Annotated in this window: 15 protein-coding genes; 12 read left to right on the top strand and 3 right to left on the bottom strand. The window is 63.8% G+C overall.

Translation table 11 applies throughout. The features are described from left to right. Nucleotides 1-72: 72 nt before the first annotated feature. The 6 genes from C2862_RS09885 (at nucleotide 73) to C2862_RS09910 (ending at nucleotide 6,355) form a co-directional block, all read left to right on the top strand. Complete coding sequence (locus C2862_RS09885) at nucleotides 73-747, top strand: cytochrome c (protein WP_136219956.1); 675 nt, start codon at nucleotides 73-75, stop codon at nucleotides 745-747. 94 nt (nucleotides 748-841) lie between these two features. Next, a complete protein-coding gene (locus tag C2862_RS09890) occupies nucleotides 842-2,932 on the top strand; it encodes a cytochrome c biogenesis protein ResB (RefSeq protein ID WP_136219957.1) in 2,091 nt (696 codons plus the stop codon). 58 nt (nucleotides 2,933-2,990) lie between these two features. Then, entirely contained in the window at nucleotides 2,991-4,136 is a 1,146-nt protein-coding gene (ccsB, locus tag C2862_RS09895) for a c-type cytochrome biogenesis protein CcsB (RefSeq protein WP_373888252.1), read from the top strand. A gap of 82 nt (nucleotides 4,137-4,218) precedes the next feature. Further along, complete coding sequence (gene msrP, locus C2862_RS09900; RefSeq protein WP_136219959.1) at nucleotides 4,219-5,199, top strand: protein-methionine-sulfoxide reductase catalytic subunit MsrP; 981 nt, start codon at nucleotides 4,219-4,221, stop codon at nucleotides 5,197-5,199. A 1-nt stretch (nucleotide 5,200) separates the two neighbouring features. Further along, complete coding sequence (locus C2862_RS09905) at nucleotides 5,201-5,833, top strand: sulfite oxidase heme-binding subunit YedZ (protein WP_136219960.1); 633 nt, start codon at nucleotides 5,201-5,203, stop codon at nucleotides 5,831-5,833. A 123-nt stretch (nucleotides 5,834-5,956) separates the two neighbouring features. Next, complete coding sequence (locus C2862_RS09910; RefSeq protein WP_136219961.1) at nucleotides 5,957-6,355, top strand: RcnB family protein; 399 nt, start codon at nucleotides 5,957-5,959, stop codon at nucleotides 6,353-6,355. 71 nt (nucleotides 6,356-6,426) lie between these two features. Here the strand turns inward: C2862_RS09910 and lysA are convergent, their stop codons facing one another. Together lysA and C2862_RS09920 are read right to left on the bottom strand one after the other, a co-directional pair. Further along, nucleotides 6,427-7,704 carry a diaminopimelate decarboxylase gene (gene lysA, locus C2862_RS09915; protein WP_136219962.1) on the bottom strand — a complete coding sequence of 426 codons (1,278 nt, stop codon included), beginning with the start codon at nucleotides 7,702-7,704 and terminating at the stop codon, nucleotides 6,427-6,429. 7 nt (nucleotides 7,705-7,711) lie between these two features. After that, complete coding sequence (locus C2862_RS09920) at nucleotides 7,712-7,924, bottom strand: lipoprotein (RefSeq protein WP_210735943.1); 213 nt, start codon at nucleotides 7,922-7,924, stop codon at nucleotides 7,712-7,714. Between the two features lie 39 nt (nucleotides 7,925-7,963). On the opposite strand from C2862_RS09920, the gene cyaY reads away from it, so the two are divergent. Then, on the top strand, nucleotides 7,964-8,293 hold the full coding sequence (cyaY, locus tag C2862_RS09925; RefSeq protein WP_136219963.1) for an iron donor protein CyaY: 330 nt from the start codon (nucleotides 7,964-7,966) through the stop codon (nucleotides 8,291-8,293). A 152-nt stretch (nucleotides 8,294-8,445) separates the two neighbouring features. Here the strand turns inward: cyaY and C2862_RS09930 are convergent, their stop codons facing one another. After that, the gene (locus C2862_RS09930; protein WP_136219964.1) at nucleotides 8,446-10,788 is read right to left on the bottom strand and encodes a penicillin-binding protein 1A; all 2,343 of its coding nucleotides are present in this window, start codon (nucleotides 10,786-10,788) and stop codon (nucleotides 8,446-8,448) included. A gap of 322 nt (nucleotides 10,789-11,110) precedes the next feature. On the opposite strand from C2862_RS09930, the gene C2862_RS09935 reads away from it, so the two are divergent. Genes C2862_RS09935 through pilQ form a run of 5 tightly spaced genes read left to right on the top strand, consistent with a single transcriptional unit; the run spans nucleotide 11,111 to nucleotide 16,203 of the window. Then, complete coding sequence (locus tag C2862_RS09935) at nucleotides 11,111-12,199, top strand: pilus assembly protein PilM (protein ID WP_136219965.1); 1,089 nt, start codon at nucleotides 11,111-11,113, stop codon at nucleotides 12,197-12,199. Beyond that, a complete protein-coding gene (locus C2862_RS09940) occupies nucleotides 12,199-12,843 on the top strand; it encodes a PilN domain-containing protein (RefSeq protein ID WP_136219966.1) in 645 nt (214 codons plus the stop codon). The genes C2862_RS09935 and C2862_RS09940 overlap by 1 nt, the downstream gene beginning before the upstream one ends. Beyond that, entirely contained in the window at nucleotides 12,840-13,514 is a 675-nt protein-coding gene (locus tag C2862_RS09945) for a type 4a pilus biogenesis protein PilO (protein WP_136219967.1), read from the top strand. The genes C2862_RS09940 and C2862_RS09945 overlap by 4 nt, the downstream gene beginning before the upstream one ends. Beyond that, nucleotides 13,511-14,047: a pilus assembly protein PilP gene (locus tag C2862_RS09950; protein WP_136219968.1), complete on the top strand. Its 537-nt coding sequence runs from the start codon at nucleotides 13,511-13,513 to the stop codon at nucleotides 14,045-14,047. Before C2862_RS09945 ends, C2862_RS09950 begins: the two co-directional genes overlap by 4 nt. Next, nucleotides 14,044-16,203, top strand: a complete 2,160-nt coding sequence (gene pilQ, locus C2862_RS09955) for a type IV pilus secretin PilQ (RefSeq protein ID WP_136219969.1) — start codon at nucleotides 14,044-14,046, stop codon at nucleotides 16,201-16,203. The genes C2862_RS09950 and pilQ overlap by 4 nt, the downstream gene beginning before the upstream one ends. Nucleotides 16,204-16,258: the final 55 nt, after the last annotated feature.

The following is a 16,258-nucleotide window of genomic DNA, read 5'->3' on the forward strand; positions in this document are numbered from 1 at the left end:
GCTTCCCTCCGGGAGCCGGTTAGGCCGCTGTAATTACAATATTCTTGTTGTCGACTTTTTCAGGGTGCTCGAATGAATCGTGTGTCTGTATCGTCCGCTAACGCGGTGTTCGTGAAATCGTTGTTGGTTGCAACCCTGGCTCTCAGCAACGTCGCTGGCGCAGCCGAAGCGCAGCGCCCCGCCAAACCCGACGCCGCCAAAGGCGCCACCCTGTACGAAAGCGGCGATACCGCTAGAGGCCTGCCGGCCTGCCTGTCCTGCCACGGCGCCAACGGCAATTCCACCATCGCAGCAAACCCAAAATTGTCGGCGCAGATCGAAGCCTACACCCACAAGCAGCTGGTCGACTTCACGACGCCGCAGCGCGTGAACCCGGTCATGACGACCTACGCCAAGATGCTCACCGACGAGGAAAAGCGCAACGTCGCCGCCTACCTCGCCGTGCAAAAGACCAAGCAGGGCGCTGCGAAGAACAAGGATACCGTCGAACTGGGCCGCAAGATCTATCGCGGTGGCATTGCCGAGAAGGGCGTCGCCGCCTGCGCCAGCTGCCATGGCGCCGCCGGCGCCGGCATCCCGGTCCAGTATCCGCGCCTGGCCGGCCAGCAGCAGGACTACACGACCGCCCAGCTCGTCGCCTTCCGCACCGGGGCACGCAAGAACAGCGCGCAGATGACGGCGCTGGCGCAGCGTCTGTCGGACGATGAAATGAAGGCTGTCGCTGACTATATCGCCGGCCTGCGTTAATCTGTCTGGCTTGACCTGAGTACCGAAAGGGCGGCAGCGCGAGCTGGCGCCCTTTTTGCTGCAAACTATGCTGTACAAGGAAGTCGCAAGAACCATGAGCACCACCGGAATTGAACTGAAAACGCGCCGCTCCTGGCTCGCCGAAACCGTCGAGCTGGTCTCGTCGATGCGCTTTGCGATCAGCCTGCTGGTGATCCTGGCGATCGCCGCCATCGTCGGCACCGTGCTGCGCCAGGGCGACATCATGCCGAACTACGTGAACCAGTTCGGTCCCTTCTGGTACGAAGTCTTCCGCAAGCTCGGCCTGTACACGGTCTATACGAGCTGGTGGTTCCTGCTGATTCTGCTGGTGCTGATCGTCTCCACCAGCCTGTGCGTGATCCGCAACGCGCCGAAGATGATGCGCGACATGCGCAGCTGGCGCGACAGTGTGCGCGAGGAGTCGCTGCGCAACTTCCACCACAAGGCCGAATGGACGGCGCCGCTGGATGCGCGCGCGCTGGCCGAGCAAAGCGCCGTGCGCCTGGGCCATGTCGGCTACAAAGTGAAAATCGTCGAGAAGGAACACGGCACCCTGGTCGCGGCCAAGAAGGGCGCCGGCAACAAGTTCGGTTATATCTTCGCGCACACGGCCATCATCGTGATCCTGCTCGGCGGCATGCTCGATTCCGAGCTGCCCATCCGCATGCAGCAATGGTTCTTCGGTAAGACCCCCTACATGGGCGGCGGCCTGATCTCCGACGTCCCGGCCCAGCACCGTCTCAGCGTCAACAACCCGACTTACCGCGGCAATATCCTGCTGGCCGAAGGGCAGATCGGCCGCGTGGCCACCATCCAGCAAGCCAGCGGCTCGCTGCTGCAGGAACTGCCTTTCGACATCGAACTCAAGAAGTTCAACATCGATTTCTACTCGACCGGCATGCCGAAGCTGTTCGCCAGCGAAGTCCTCGTGCACGACCGCGAAGGGAATAAAACCTTCCCGGCGACCATCAAGGTCAACGAACCGCTGATTTATAAAGGCGTTGCCGTCTACCAGTCCAGCTTCGAGGATGGCGGCAGCCGCCTGAAACTGACCGGCTTCCCGATGACGGGGCCGGATGCGAAGAGCTTTTCGATTAGCGGCGCAGTCAATGGCGCGACCGAATTGAAGGCGGCCGGCAGCAGCTTCTCGGTCGAGTGGTCGGGCTTCCGGCCTTTTAATGTCGAGAACGTGTCCGGCAACGATCCGCGCGCGGTGGCGAAAGGGCAGACGCTCAACGAGCAGTTCGCGGCGACGCTGGGCAAGGCCTCCGGCTCGGCCGGCAAATACGCCGACAACAAGGACCTGAAAAATGTCGGCCCCAGCGTGCAATACAAACTGCGCGACCAGACCGGACAGGCCAAGGAATTCCTGAACTACATGCAGCCGGTGACGCTCGAGGGATCGCAGGTCTACCTGGCCGGCGTGCGTTCCAGCCCGTCGGAAACCTTCCGCTTCCTGCGCATTCCGGCCGACGACGCCTACAGCGTGCGCGAATGGATGCGCCTGCGCGCGGCGCTGGCCGATCCTGCTTTGCGTGCCGAGGCTGCGCAGCGCTACGCCACGCGCACCATGGCGCAAGGGCAGCAGGGTGGCGCGGCATTCGCCGAACAGCTGCGCGATTCGGCCGAGCGCACGCTGGGCATGTTCGCAGGCGTGGGCACGCCGGGCGGCTTTGTCGCCGTGGCGCAGTTCCTGGAAAAGATCCCCGCGGCCGAGCAGGAAAAGGCGGCTGGCGTCTTCATCAAGATGCTCAACGGCGTGCTGTGGGAATTGTGGCAGGCAGCGCGCGCACGCGAGGGCTTGCCGGCCATCGAAGGCAACGACACCCATGCGCGCTTCCTGCAGCTGGCGACGAATGCGCTGTCCGACAGTTTCTTCTACGGCGCCCCGGTCTACCTGCAACTCGAGGAATTCCATGAAGTCAAAGCCTCGGTACTGCAGGTGACGCGTTCGCCGGGCAAGAAGATCGTCTATCTCGGCTGCGTGCTGCTGATTGCCGGCATTTTCGCGATGTTCTATATTCGCGAGCGGAGACTGTGGGTCTGGGTGCGCAAGAACGAGGAGGGCGCCCATGCCCTGATGGCGATGAGCACCCAGCGCAAGACCCTGGATTTCGAAAAAGAACACGCCGAGCTGTCAGCCAAGCTGGCGCAATCGGCGTAAGCTGTTCCAAAAATTGGCACTGGAGACAAGCATGGAAGCATCCCAACTCAAGCCCGGCATGGCCCACAAGGAGGCCTATAAGGAAGCGCCAGGCTATTTCCGTAGCCTGAGCGCGGTCGACTGGCTGTTCGGCGCCGGCCTGCTCGCCGCGGCCCTGTTCGCCCTGAACCGCTACGCCGGCTACATGGACATCTACGAGCGCGCGATTTTGCTGCTGGCCGCGCCGACCTTTGCCGCGCTCGGCTGGCACTGGAAGCCGGTGCGCTGGCTGATGCCCCTCGTCGCCCTGCTGTCGCTGTGGGCCGTGTCGCTGTACGACGGCGCGCTGGTGAATGCCGAGCAAAAATTCTTCCTGAAATACATGCTGTCGAGCCAGTCCGCGATCCTGTGGATGAGCGCGCTGTTCGTGTTCTCGACCGTGTTCTACTGGATCGGCCTGCTGGCCCGTTCGCCATCCGGCGCCGCGATCGGCTCGCGCCTGTGCTGGGCCGCGGTGGTGCTCGGCTTTACCGGCATGATGGTGCGCTGGTTCGAGTCGTATTTGATCGGCAGCGACGTCGGCCACATTCCGGTGTCGAACCTGTACGAGGTGTTCATCCTGTTCGCGATGATCACGGCCCTGTTCTACCTGTATTACGAGAAGCGCTACGCCACGCGCCAGCTGGGCGCCTTTGTCCTCCTGATCATCGGCGCCGCCGTCGCCTTCCTGCTCTGGTACACGGTCTCGCGCGACGCCGCCGCGATTCAACCGCTGGTGCCGGCGCTGCAGAGCTGGTGGATGAAGATCCACGTGCCGGCCAATTTCATCGGCTACGGCACCTTCGCGCTGGCGGCCATGGTGGGCACCGCGTATTTGCTGAAATCGCATGGCATCCTGGCCGACCGCCTGCCTGCACTGGAAGTGCTCGACGACGTCATGTACAAGTCGATTTCGGTCGGTTTCGCCTTCTTCACGGTGGCCACCATCCTCGGCGCGCTGTGGGCGGCCGAAGCCTGGGGCGGCTACTGGTCCTGGGACCCGAAAGAGACCTGGGCACTGATCGTCTGGCTGAACTACGCGGCCTGGCTGCACATGCGCCTGATGAGCGGCCTGCGCGGACGGGTGGCGGCATGGTGGTCGGTGGTGGGCCTGTTGGTGACGACGTTTGCCTTCCTGGGCGTCAACATGTTCCTGTCGGGTCTGCATTCCTACGGAGAGTTGTAACGCCTTTGTAAAAAAGGGCCAACGCGGCATGCCAATTTGACGAAATCGTGTAAGGTAAAGATTCAATTGCCTGGAGTTAGCGATGCTCATCAAACCACACCGCGACGGCAGCAATCCGCCGCTTTCCTCCGAAATCACGCCGCGTGAAGTCTACGAGGAGCGGCGCAAGTTCATCGCCCGCATGGCGGCCGGCGCCGCCGTCGGCAGCGCGCTGTGGGAAATGGCCAACCGCGAGGCCTTCGCCCAAACCCCGGCAGGGCAGAAGCTGGCCGCGAAGGCCAATCCGGCGCTGTCCACCACCGAGCCGCGTACCGCCTTCAAGGACGCGACCAACTACAACAATTTCTACGAGTTCGGTCTCGATAAAGGCGATCCGGCCGACAACGCCCATACGCTCAAGACCCGTCCCTGGACCGTCTCCATCGAAGGCGAGATCAAGAAGCCCATGCGCCTCGACATCGACTCACTCACCAAGCTGGCGCCGCTGGAAGAGCGCGTGTACCGGTTGCGCTGCGTGGAAGGCTGGTCGATGGTGATCCCCTGGGTCGGCTACTCGCTGTCGAACCTCATCAGGCAGGTCGAACCGACCGGCAACGCCCGCTATGTCGAATTCACGACCCTGGCCGATTCGAAGCAGATGCCGGGCCTGCGCAGCGGCGTGCTCGACTGGCCCTATGTCGAGGGCCTGCGTCTGGACGAGGCCATGCACCCGCTGACGCTGCTGACGGTGGGCATGTACGGCCAGGTGCTGCCGAACCAGAACGGCGCGCCGGTGCGCGTCGTCGTGCCCTGGAAATACGGCTTCAAATCCGCCAAGTCGATCGTGCGCATCCGTTTTATGCGCGACCAGCCGAAGACGGCCTGGAACGTATCGGCGCCTTCCGAATACGGTTTCTATTCGAACGTGAACCCGAAAGTGGATCACCCGCGCTGGTCGCAGGCGAGCGAGCGCCGCATCGGCGAGGATGGCTTCTTCAAGAAAAAGCGCGAAACCCTGATGTTCAACGGCTACCCGGAAGTCGCTTCGCTGTACGCCGGCATGGACCTGAAAAAGTTCTTCTGAAATGGCCTTCAATCCCTCGGCCAAACAGATCCCGCTGATCAAGGGCGCCGTCTTCGTCGCGGCGCTGCTGCCATTTCTTTGGGGTGCCTTGCTCGTGTTCGGGGGCGAGCTGGTCGATCCGCTCGAGTACATCACCCACGAGACGGGCGACTGGGCCCTGTACCTGCTTTGCACCACGCTGGCGGTGACGCCGCTGCGCCGCTTCACCGGCTGGAACTGGCTCGTGAGATTGCGGCGCATGCTCGGGCTGTACACCTTTTTCTATGCGCTGTTGCACTTCATCGCCTTCTTCTGGTTCGACCATTTCTTCGACGTGGCCGCCATGTTGCGCGACGTCGCGAAACGGCCTTTCATTCTGGTCGGCTTCACCGCCTTCGTGCTCTTGATCCCGCTGGCCGCGACCAGCACCAATGCGATGATCAAGCGTCTGGGCGGCAAGCGCTGGCAATGGCTGCATCGCCTGATCTACCTGATCGCGCCGCTCGCCATATTGCACTTCTGGTGGATGAAGGCGGCCAAGAACAACCTGGCGCAGCCGACCCTGTTCCTGGTGATCGTGGCGCTGCTGCTGGGGCTGCGGGTGTATTGGAGCCGCACGAAAACCAAGGCGGCGCAGGCCCCGGCGCGCGTCTGAGCGTATTTACGCTCTGAAACATTTCGTAGCCTTCCTTACCGGTCTGCTTCACCTGTTGGGGCCGATCGGCGGTGTAATGGATCCATCGACGCAACCTTCGCGTTACCACCGAAAGGAACGACAATGAAAACCAAACTGATCGCCTCCGCACTGATCGCCCTGAGCGTCGCCGCCAGCGGCAGCGCGTTCGCCCAACGCGGCGAGTATGGCCATGATCGTTACGAGCGGGATGCACGAACCCATCAGCGCGACAATGACCGCTACGACCGCCACGACAACCGCCGCGACGACGCCCGCCGTTATCACCGCGACGACACCCGCGGCGGCGGTCCGCGCCACGACCTGCGCCGCGGCGGACGCCTGAGCCAGGAATACCGCGGCAGCCGCTACGTCGTCACCGACTGGCGCGCCCGCCACCTGAGCGCGCCTCCGCGCGGTCACCAGTGGGTCCGTGCCGGCAACGACTACGTGCTGGCCGCGATCGCCACCGGCATCATCGCCCAGGTCCTGCTGAACAATTAAGCCCGGCCTGAAAACAAAAAACCGCGCCTCGAAAGAGAGCGCGGTTCTTTTTTTACGTACTGCCGGCGTGCTTACTTCAGCATCGTCTCCAGCGCAAACAGGTCCGCCGGATTCTCGCGCTGGCGGATCACGTGCACCTGGTCGCCGTCGACCATGAGCTCGACCGCGCGGCCGCGCGTGTTGTAGTTCGAGGCCATCGTCATGCCGTAGGCGCCGGCGCTCATCATCGCCAGCAAATCTCCCGGCTCCAGCGCCAGGGCGCGTTCGCGCGCCAGCCAGTCGCCCGATTCGCAGACCGGGCCGACGATGTCGTAGACCGCCTTCTCGCCTTCGCGCGGCACGACCGGCTGCATGTCCATCCAGGCGCCGTACAGGGTCGGACGCATCATGTCGTTCATGGCGGCGTCGATGATGGCGAAGTTCTTTTCCGCGCCGGGTTTGAGGAACTCGACTTTCGTGACCAGCACGCCGGTGCTGGCGACGATCGAGCGGCCCGGTTCGAAGATGACTTTCACGGGGCGGCCGTCATGGCGCGCGGCGCGCCAGGCGTCGATGCGCGCGAACAGGCGCCCGAGATACTCGCCGACCGGCACCGGCGGCTTGTCGCCGGCCACGCCGTAGTCGACGCCCAGGCCGCCGCCGATGTCGAGATGGTGGATGTGGATGCCCTCGCCGTCGAGCGTGTCGATCAGCTCGATCAGTTTATCGAGCGCTTCCAGCAGCGGCGCGTCGTCCAGCAGTTGCGAACCGATGTGGCAGTCGATGCCGACCACGTCCAGGTGCGGCAGGGAGGCGGCAGTGCGGTAGGTGTCCAGGGCATCGTCGAAGGCCACGCCGAACTTGTTCGCCTTCAGGCCGGTGGCGATGTAGGGGTGGGTCTTGGCGTCGACGTTCGGGTTCACGCGCAGCGAGACCGGGGCGCGCTTGCCCATGCTGCCGGCGACGGCGTTCAGGCGGTGCAGCTCGGGGATCGACTCGACGTTGAAGCAGAGGATGCCCTTGCTAAGGGCCAGGCGCATCTCGTCCTCGGTCTTGCCCACGCCCGAGAAGATCACTTTGTTCGGATCGCCGCCGGCCGCGATTACGCGCAGCAGTTCGCCGCCCGAGACGATGTCGAAGCCCGCACCCTGGCGCGCCAGCAGGTCGAGGATGGCCAGGTTCGAGTTGGCCTTCATCGCGTAGCAGACGAGGGCGTCGCGCCCTAGGCAGGCGTCGCTGTAGGCGGCGAAATTCTCCAGCAGGGCCGCCTTCGAATAGACATAGGCCGGCGTGCCGAATTCTTCGGCGATGCGGGACACGGGGGTGCGTTCGGCGTGCAGGACGCCGTCTTGGTACGAAAAGTGCGACATGAATGGCTTATTGGACGGGCGGGTTCAGGGTCTGGTTCGGCGGCGGCAGCGCTTCCGAGGTCGGGGAGACGACCGGGGTCACCGGTTTGACCGGCGCCGCGGCCGGCTTGGCCGGCGGTCGCGGCATGTACAGCGGGCCGGTCTGGCCGCAGCCGCCCAGGACGATAGCAAGCGCGGTGGGAATCGCAGTGGTAATAAGGCGCGCGGTAGGTGACTTCACGATTAGAATCACGGTTTGATCAAGACCTTGGAGTGTAGCATGACCGAATCCGAATTTTTGGACCTGGCCGATTCGACCCTGAACCGCATCGAAACCTGTTTCGACAAGCTCAACGACGACGACGTGGTCGACGTCGAGTGCAAGCGCAACGGCAACGTGCTCGAGATCGAGTTCATCGCCAATGGCTCGAAGATCATCGTCAACAGCCAGGCGCCGCTGCAGGAAATGTGGCTGGCGGCGCGTGCCGGCGGCTACCACTACAAGCGCGTCGGCGACGAGTGGCGCAACACGCGCGACGATTCGGAGTTCTTTGCGGCCTTGTCCGATATCGCCACCCAGCAGGGCGGCGCGCCGGTCAAGATCGGGTAATCCGGGCGTTGTGACGCGGGCATGCCCGCCCTACGGTGCACCACTGCCCGTAGCCGTCGCGCACCGTAGGGCGGGCATGCCCGCGTAAAGCGTATGCCCATCGTGAAAGAATATTTCACGGATGAGCATCCAACGAAATATTCTTTCAGTCTTTAAAACAACTCATTCCGCACCGCGTCCTGCTGCTTCTGTTCAGCCGGCGCCGGCGTCGTGCCCACATCCAGCGACTGCACGCCCGTTCCCGGCGGGTTCTCGGCATAGTAGTACTCGCCGTTCGCCATAAGCAGTCCCGGCGGCACTTCGCGTTCCTCGATTGGCACGCCTTTCAGTGCCGTCTGCATGTAGCCGATCCAGATCGGCAGGGCCAGGCCGCCGCCGGTTTCCTTGTTGCCCAGGTTTTTCGGCTGGTCGTAGCCCATCCAGGCGATGCCCACCACCTTCGGCTGGTAGCCGGCGAACCAGGCGTCGATCGAGTCGTTGGTGGTGCCGGTTTTACCCGCGATGTCGGTGCGCTTCAGGATTTGCGAGGCTTTCGCGGCGGTGCCGTAGCGCGCCACGTCCTTCAGCATGCTGTCCATCAGGAAGGCGTTGCGGGCATCGATCACGCGGTTCGCCTCCATGCCGGCGCGTTCCGGACGCGCTTCCGACAGCACTTTACCGGCGCTGTCGGTCACCTTCGAGATCAGGTAAGGGCTGATGCGGTAGCCGCCGTTGGCGAACACGGCGTAGGCGCCGGCCATCTGCAGCGGCGTGGTGGCGCCGGCGCCCAGCGCGAGCGTCAGGTAGGGCGGGTTCTTTTCCGCGTCGAAGCCGAAGCGGGTCGCGTATTCCTGGCCGTAGCGCGCGCCGATGCGGTTCAGGATGCGGATCGAGATCATGTTCTTCGACTTGGTCAAACCGCGCCGCATCGTCATCGGGCCTTCATACTTGGCGTCGTAGTTCTTCGGCTCCCAGGCCTGGCCGCCGGTCTGGCCGGCGTCGAAGGAGATCGGCGCATCGTTCACCAGCGTCGCCGGCGACAGGCCGCGTTCCAGCGAAGCCGAATAGATAAACGGCTTGAACGAGGAGCCCGGCTGGCGCCAGGCCTGGGTCACGTGATTGAATTTGTTGCGGTTGTAGTCGAAGCCACCGACCAGGGCCTTGATCGCGCCATCTTCGGTACTGGCCGCAACGAAGGCCGATTCGACTTCCGGCATCTGCGTGATCTTCCAGTCGGAAGAGCCATCCTGGGTCACCCGGATCAGCGCGCCGCGGCGGATGCGGCGGTTCGGCGCCGCCTTGGCGGACAGCCAGCTCGACGCGAACGAGAGGCCGGGACCGGTGATCTTGATCTCTTCGCCCGAGGCCAGCACGGCCGTCACGCTCGACGGCGAGGCCGCCAGCACGACGGCGGCTACGATATCGTCGCTGTCCGGCTTTTCCGCCAGCTCCGCTTCGATCGCCTCGTCGGCTTCGGTCTTGTCCTTCGGGATCTCGATATACGATTCCGGGCCGCGATACGGGTGGCGGCGCTCGTAGTCCATCACGCCGCGACGCAGGGCAAGATAAGCCGCGTCCTGGTCGGCCTTGGTGATGGTCGTGAACACGTTCAGGCCGCGCGTATAGGTGTCTTCCTTGAACTGTTCGTACACCAGCTGGCGCGCCATCTCTGCCACGTATTCGGCGTGCACGCCAAAGGCGGTACTGTCCGATTTGATTTTCAACTCTTCGTTTTTCGCGGTCTCGAACTGGGCGTCCGTGATGTAGCCGAGCGAATGCATGCGCTGCAGGATGTACTGCTGGCGGGTGCGGGCGCGGGTTGGATTGACCACGGGGTTATAAGCCGATGGCGCTTTTGGCAGGCCGGCCAGCATGGCCGCTTCAGCCACGCTGATGTCGCGCAGGTCCTTGCCAAAATAGATCTGGGCCGCCGACTGGAAGCCGAAGGCGCGCTGGCCCAGGTAGATCTGGTTCATGTAGACCTCGAGGATCTGGTCCTTGCTCAGGTTCTTTTCGATCTTCCAGGCCAGCAGGGCCTCGTAGGCCTTGCGCTTCAGGGTCTGTTCCGAAGACAGGAAGAAGTTACGCGCCACCTGCTGCGTGATGGTCGACGCGCCCTGGCGCGCGCCGGAGCCGGTGGCGTTGTGCAGGGCCGCGCGCAGCACGCCCATGTAGTCGACGCCGCCGTGCTGATAAAAACGGTCGTCCTCGATCGAGAGCACGGCCTTCTTCATGACGTCCGGGATGTCCTTGAAACGCACCAGGGTACGGCGCTCCTCGCCGAACTCGCCGATCAGGACGTTATCGGCCGTGAAGATCCGCAGCGGCATCTTGGGCCGGTAGTCGGTGATGGTATCGAGGGCCGGCAGGTTGGGGTAGGCCATCGCCAGCGCGAACACTACCAGCAGCACGCCGACCAGGGCGAGCCCGGCGAGGGAGGCAAACGCCCACAGGATCAGGCGCTTGGCGCTGAATTTGTTCGGTGCCGGGGAATTCGTCGTTTGGGAAGATTTCATGCTGACTCACAAAATTGATCCGCCTCATTATAAGGCACCCCCTTCCGTGGTGGCGCAAGCTCAGCCGCAGACAGGGCGGCAAGGTGCTTTGTGGACGAGGTGACAAGAGGTATTACCAAGGGAATATCAGAGTGTGGCATCCCCGTCGGATTGTAATGTTCCAGTGAAGAAATATCTTGTCCAGGCGCACTATTCTGGATAGGATTTGATGCGGTGCCTCCTATGTAGGCACATGATTTCGGTTTCATAAGAAGATTTTTTCCCCTGCGCGGGCGTTGGATATTTTGGCCTGACACGCAGGCCGCAGCTGAGGAGTACGCTCGTGATCAATCTAGGTTCCTTGTTCGGGAAGTCGAGCCCGCCGCTCGCCGGCCTCGACATCAGCACGTCGGGCCTGCGCCTGGTCGAGCTGGCCGACGCCGGCAAGGGCGTGGTGCGCCTGGAACGCCACGCCTTCGAAGCGCTGCCGCGCGGCGCCGTGGTCGATGGCAATATCGAAAACTTCGACCAGGTTGCCGAGGCCGTGCGCCGCATCTGGAAGAAGAGCGGTACCCGTGCCCGCAACGTCGCGCTCGGCATGCCGCCCGCGGCCGTCATCACCAAGAAGATCATCCTCCCGGCCGGCATGGCCGAAGACCAGCTGGAAGTGCAGGTCGAATCCGAAGCCAGCCAGTACATCCCGTTTGCGCTCGACGAAGTCAGCCTGGACTTCGACGTGGTCGGCCCGGTCGCCAATTCGCCCGAGGACATGGAAGTGATGCTGGCCGCGGCGCGCCGCGAAAAGGTCGAGGACCGCGTGGCGCTGGCCGAAGCGGCCGGCCTGACGGCCACCGTGATGGACATCGAATCCTACGCCGCGCGCGCCGCCTTGTTACGCTCGATCGAGGGCGTCGCGCCAGGGCGCGCAGCCCTCGGCGCCGAGAAAATCGTCGCCCTGTTCCAGATCGGCGCCGGCATCACCCATGTGTCGATGCTGATCAACGGCGACACCGTCTACGAAAAAGAGCAGGCCTTTGGCGGCAACACGCTAACCCAGGACATCGTGCGCAGCTACGGCCTGGCCTACGAGGAAGCGGAAGCGCGCAAGAAGTCGGGAGATTTGCCGGAAAACTTCAATGCCGACGTATTGACGCCTTTCCTGGAAAGCGCCGCGCTGGAAGTCACGCGCGCGATCCAGTTCTTCTTCACTTCGACGCCGTACACCCGCATCGACCAGATCTGGCTGGCCGGCGGCAGCGCCCAGCTGCCCGGCCTGGTGGAGTTGATCGGCGGCCGCACGCGCATCCCGACCGCCACCGTGGCGCCCTTCGACGGCATGCTGCTGGCGCCGAACCTGCGCGAAGCGCAGCTGCGCGCCGAAGGCCCGTCGTATCTGGTTGCCTGCGGCCTTGGCCTGCGGAGGTTCGGCTGATGATCCGGATTAACCTGCTCCCGCACCGGGAAGCGAAACGCAAACAGAAGCAGGCGGCCTTCATCGCCATGCTGGTGCTCGGCGGCCTGCTGGGCGTGGCCGTGGTGCTGCTGGTCGGCGGCTGGAACGCCAGCCGCATCGCGATCCAGGAACAGCGCAATGCCGCGCTCTCCACCGAGAACGCGGAACTCGACAAGAAGATCAAGGACATCGCCACACTGAAGGAAGAAATCAACGCGCTGAAGTCGCGCCAGCAGGCCGTCGAAGACCTGCAGGGCGACCGCAACCAGCCGGTCTACCTGTTCGACGAACTGGTGCGCCAGACGCCCGAAGGCGTGTACCTGAAAGGCTTCGAGCAGAACGGCCAGCGCGTGATCCTGAACGGCTATGCCCAATCGCAGGAACGCGTGGCCGAGCTGCTGCGCAACCTGTCCGGCAATTCGCCCTGGCTCGAACGCCCCGACCTCACCGAGGTAAAAGCCGCCACGATCACGCAAGGCAAGATCGTGCGCAAGGCGGTCGAGTTCACGCTGGCGGTCAACATCAAGCGCGCCCGCGAAAACGAAGAGGGCGAGGACGCAAAAGACGGTAAAGGAAAAGCCCCGCTGGCCGGCATCGCCAAGGCCGAGGGGAGCAAGCCATGAACATCGACCTGAAACAACTGGGCGCCGAGCTGTCGTCCCAATTCCAGGACCTGCAGGGGCGTCCTCCCGGCCTGTGGCCGCTGGCGCCGCGCCTGCTGTGCGCGGCCGGCGTGATGGCGGCCGTGATCGTGGCCGGCTATTTCGGTTACTGGAGCGGGCAGTTCGACACGCAGGAAGAACTGGCAAGCAAGGAATCGTCGCTGCGCGACGAGTACCGCTCGAAAATCGCCCAGGCCGTGAACCTGGAAGCGCTGCAGGCGCAGAAAATCCAGGTCGACCAGTCGGTCGAACGCCTGGAAAAGCAGTTGCCGAGCAAGGCCGAGATGGCCGCGCTGCTGTCGGACATCAACCAGGCCGGCGTCGGCCGCGGACTGCAATTCAAGCTGTTCCGTCCCGACCAGGTCGTCGTGCGCGACTACTACGCGGAACTGCCGATCGCGATCGAACTGTCGGGCAGCTACCATGACCTGGGCGCTTTTGCTGCCGACATGGCCCACCTGCCGCGCATCGTCACGCTCAACAACATGCGCCTCAAAACGGACAAGGACGGCTCGCTCACGCTGGAAGCGATCGCCAAGACCTTCCGCTACCTCGACCAGGAAGAACTGGCGACGCAGAAGGCTGCGCGCCTGAAGGCGAAGAAGAACAAGAAAGCCGAGGGCACGCCATGAGGTCCGCAAAATTGATGGTGCCGGCCTTGCTGGCCCTGCTGCTGGCCGGTTGCGGCGACAGCGACGTGCGCGAAGTGCGCACCTGGATGGAAGAAACCAAGGCGCAGACCAAGCCCTCGGTCAAGCCGCTGCCGGAATCGAAGGAGTTCGTCCCCTATGCCTACAACCAGGCGCAGGCACCGGATCCCTTCAGCGCCGACAAGCTGGCAGGTCCCGGCACGCTGGCGTCGGAACCGAACGCGGCGCAGCCGGACCTGAACCGTCCGCGCGAAGCGCTGGAAGCCTACCCACTCGACACCATGAGGATGGTCGGCATGATGCAGAAGGGCGGCGTCAGCTTCGCCCTGGTGCAGATCGAGCGCAGTGTCTACCGCGTGCGGGCAGGACAGCGCCTGGGCCAGAACTTCGGCCAGGTGACGCGCGTGACCCCGGCCGCGGTGGAGATCCGGGAACTGGTACAAGACGCCGCCGGCGATTGGGTCGAGCGCATATCGAAGCTGGAATTGCAGGAAAGCAAGGAGATCGGGAAATGACCCCATTCGCAATGATGAACCTGAAGCGCGCCATCGGCACCATGTTGGTGCCGGTGCTGTTGGCGCTGGGGGGCGCGGCCAACGCGCAAGAAAATGCGATCGAGTCGATCAGCGCCAACCAGCAGGGCGCGAACGTGGTGGTCAACATCGCGATGAAGAACGCACCTAGCAAGCCGCCGCTTGGCTTCGCGATCACGAATCCGGCGCGCATCGCGCTCGATTTCGGCGCGACCAGCAATGCCACGGGAAAAAGCGCGCAGGAGATCAACCTGGGCGAAGTGCGCGGCGTGAACGTGGTGCAGGCCGGCGAACGTACGCGCCTGGTGATGAACCTGAAGCGCCCCGCGCCGTACACGACGGCGATCCAGGGTAACTCGGTCGTGGTGACGGTCGCCGGCGCCGGCGCCGCCGTGGCCCAAACGGCCGCGGCGCCTGTCTCCACGCCGGCGCAAGCCGCCGCCCCACGTCAGACCCTGCGCAACCTCGACTTCCGCCGCGGCAGCAATGGCGAAGGCCGCGTCGTGGTCGACCTGCCGAACAACGCGGTGGCCGTCGACGTGCGCCAGATCGGCAACAAGGTGCAGGTCGACTTCATGAACACCGGCCTGCCGGAAACCCTGCGCCGCCGCCTCGACGTGACCGACTTCGGCACCCCGGTGCAGCGCGTGACGACCAGTGCCAACGGCGGCAACGTGCGCATGATCATCGAAGCGAACGGCCAGTGGGAACAGTCGGTCTACCAGAGCGACACCCAGCTGGTGGTGGCCGTGCGTCCGGTCAAGGAAGACCCGAACAAGCTGGCTTCGGGCCCGCAAGGCTACCGCGGCGAGAAGATCAGTTTCGATTTCCAGAACATCGAAGTGCGCGCCGCGCTGCAGGCGGTGGCCGACATCTCGGGCCTGAACATCATCGCCAGCGATTCGGTCAGCGGCAGCCTGACCCTGCGTTTGAAAGACGTGCCCTGGGACCAGGCGCTGGACGTGATCCTGCAATCAAAAGGCCTGGACATGCGCAAGAACGGCACCGTGATCTGGATCGCGCCGAAAGAGGAACTGCTGGTCAAGGAAAAGCTGGAACTCGAGCAGCGCGCCCAGATCTCGGACCTGGAGCCGCTGAAGTCGGAAATCTTCCAGCTGAACTACCAGAAAGCCGAATCCTTCCGCACCGTGTTCGGCCTCGATGCGACCGGCGCCGCCACCACCGACACGCGCAACCGCGTGCTGTCCAAGCGCGGCAGCGCGATCATCGATCCGCGCACGAACCAGCTGTTCGTGACCGACATCGCTTCCAAGATCGAAGACATCCGCCTCTTGATCCAGAAGACCGACGTCGCCTCGAAGCAGGTCCTGATCGAAGCGCGCCTGGTCGAAGCGAACGACGGCTTCTCGCGCAACTTGGGCGCCAAGATCGGCTTCAACGACATGCGCGCCCTGCGCGGCGGCGACCAGGGCTTCGGCATCGGCGGCAACAACCGCGTCGCCATCGGCGGCAACCTGCTCGGCGTCGGCCAGGACACCCTGCAGACCCCGGACAAGGGCGACGCCTACACCAACACCACGATGGTGAACCTGCCGGCGGCCGCGATCAACGGCATCAACCCGTCGAGCATCGCTTTCTCGCTGTTCTCGTCGGCCGACAACCGCTTCCTGAACCTGGAACTGTCGGCGCTGGAAGCGGATGGCAAGGGCAAGATCATCTCCAGCCCGCGCGTGGTCACCGAAGACAAGATGGTGGCCGTGATCGAGCAAGGTATCGAACTGCCGTACCAGGTAGCGTCCTCCAGCGGCGCCACCTCGATCGAGTTCAAGAAGGCGAACCTGCGCCTCGAAGTGATCCCGCAGATCACCCCGGACGGCAACGTGGTGCTGGAAGTGGACGTGAGCAAGGATTCGAAGGGCGACGAGACCCGCGCCGGCTTTGCCATCAACACCCAGCACGTCAAGACCAAGGTCATGGTCGAGAATGGCGGCACGGTGGTGCTGGGCGGTATCTACCAGCAGACCGAGCGCACCAACGTGAGCAAGGTGCCGCTGCTGGGCGACGTCCCGGTGCTGGGCTACCTGTTCAAGACCCAGGGCCGCGAGAGCGCGAAGACCGAACTGCTGGTCTTCATCACGCCGAAGATCGTCGCCGACCGCATGACGTCGGGACGCTGAACGCCGTACCTCCAAGAGACACGCATTACCTACACCGAGACTGCCGGACCGTCGA

It is taken from the genome of Massilia sp. Mn16-1_5, from assembly GCF_004798585.1.
Lineage (GTDB): Bacteria > Pseudomonadota > Gammaproteobacteria > Burkholderiales > Burkholderiaceae_D > Telluria.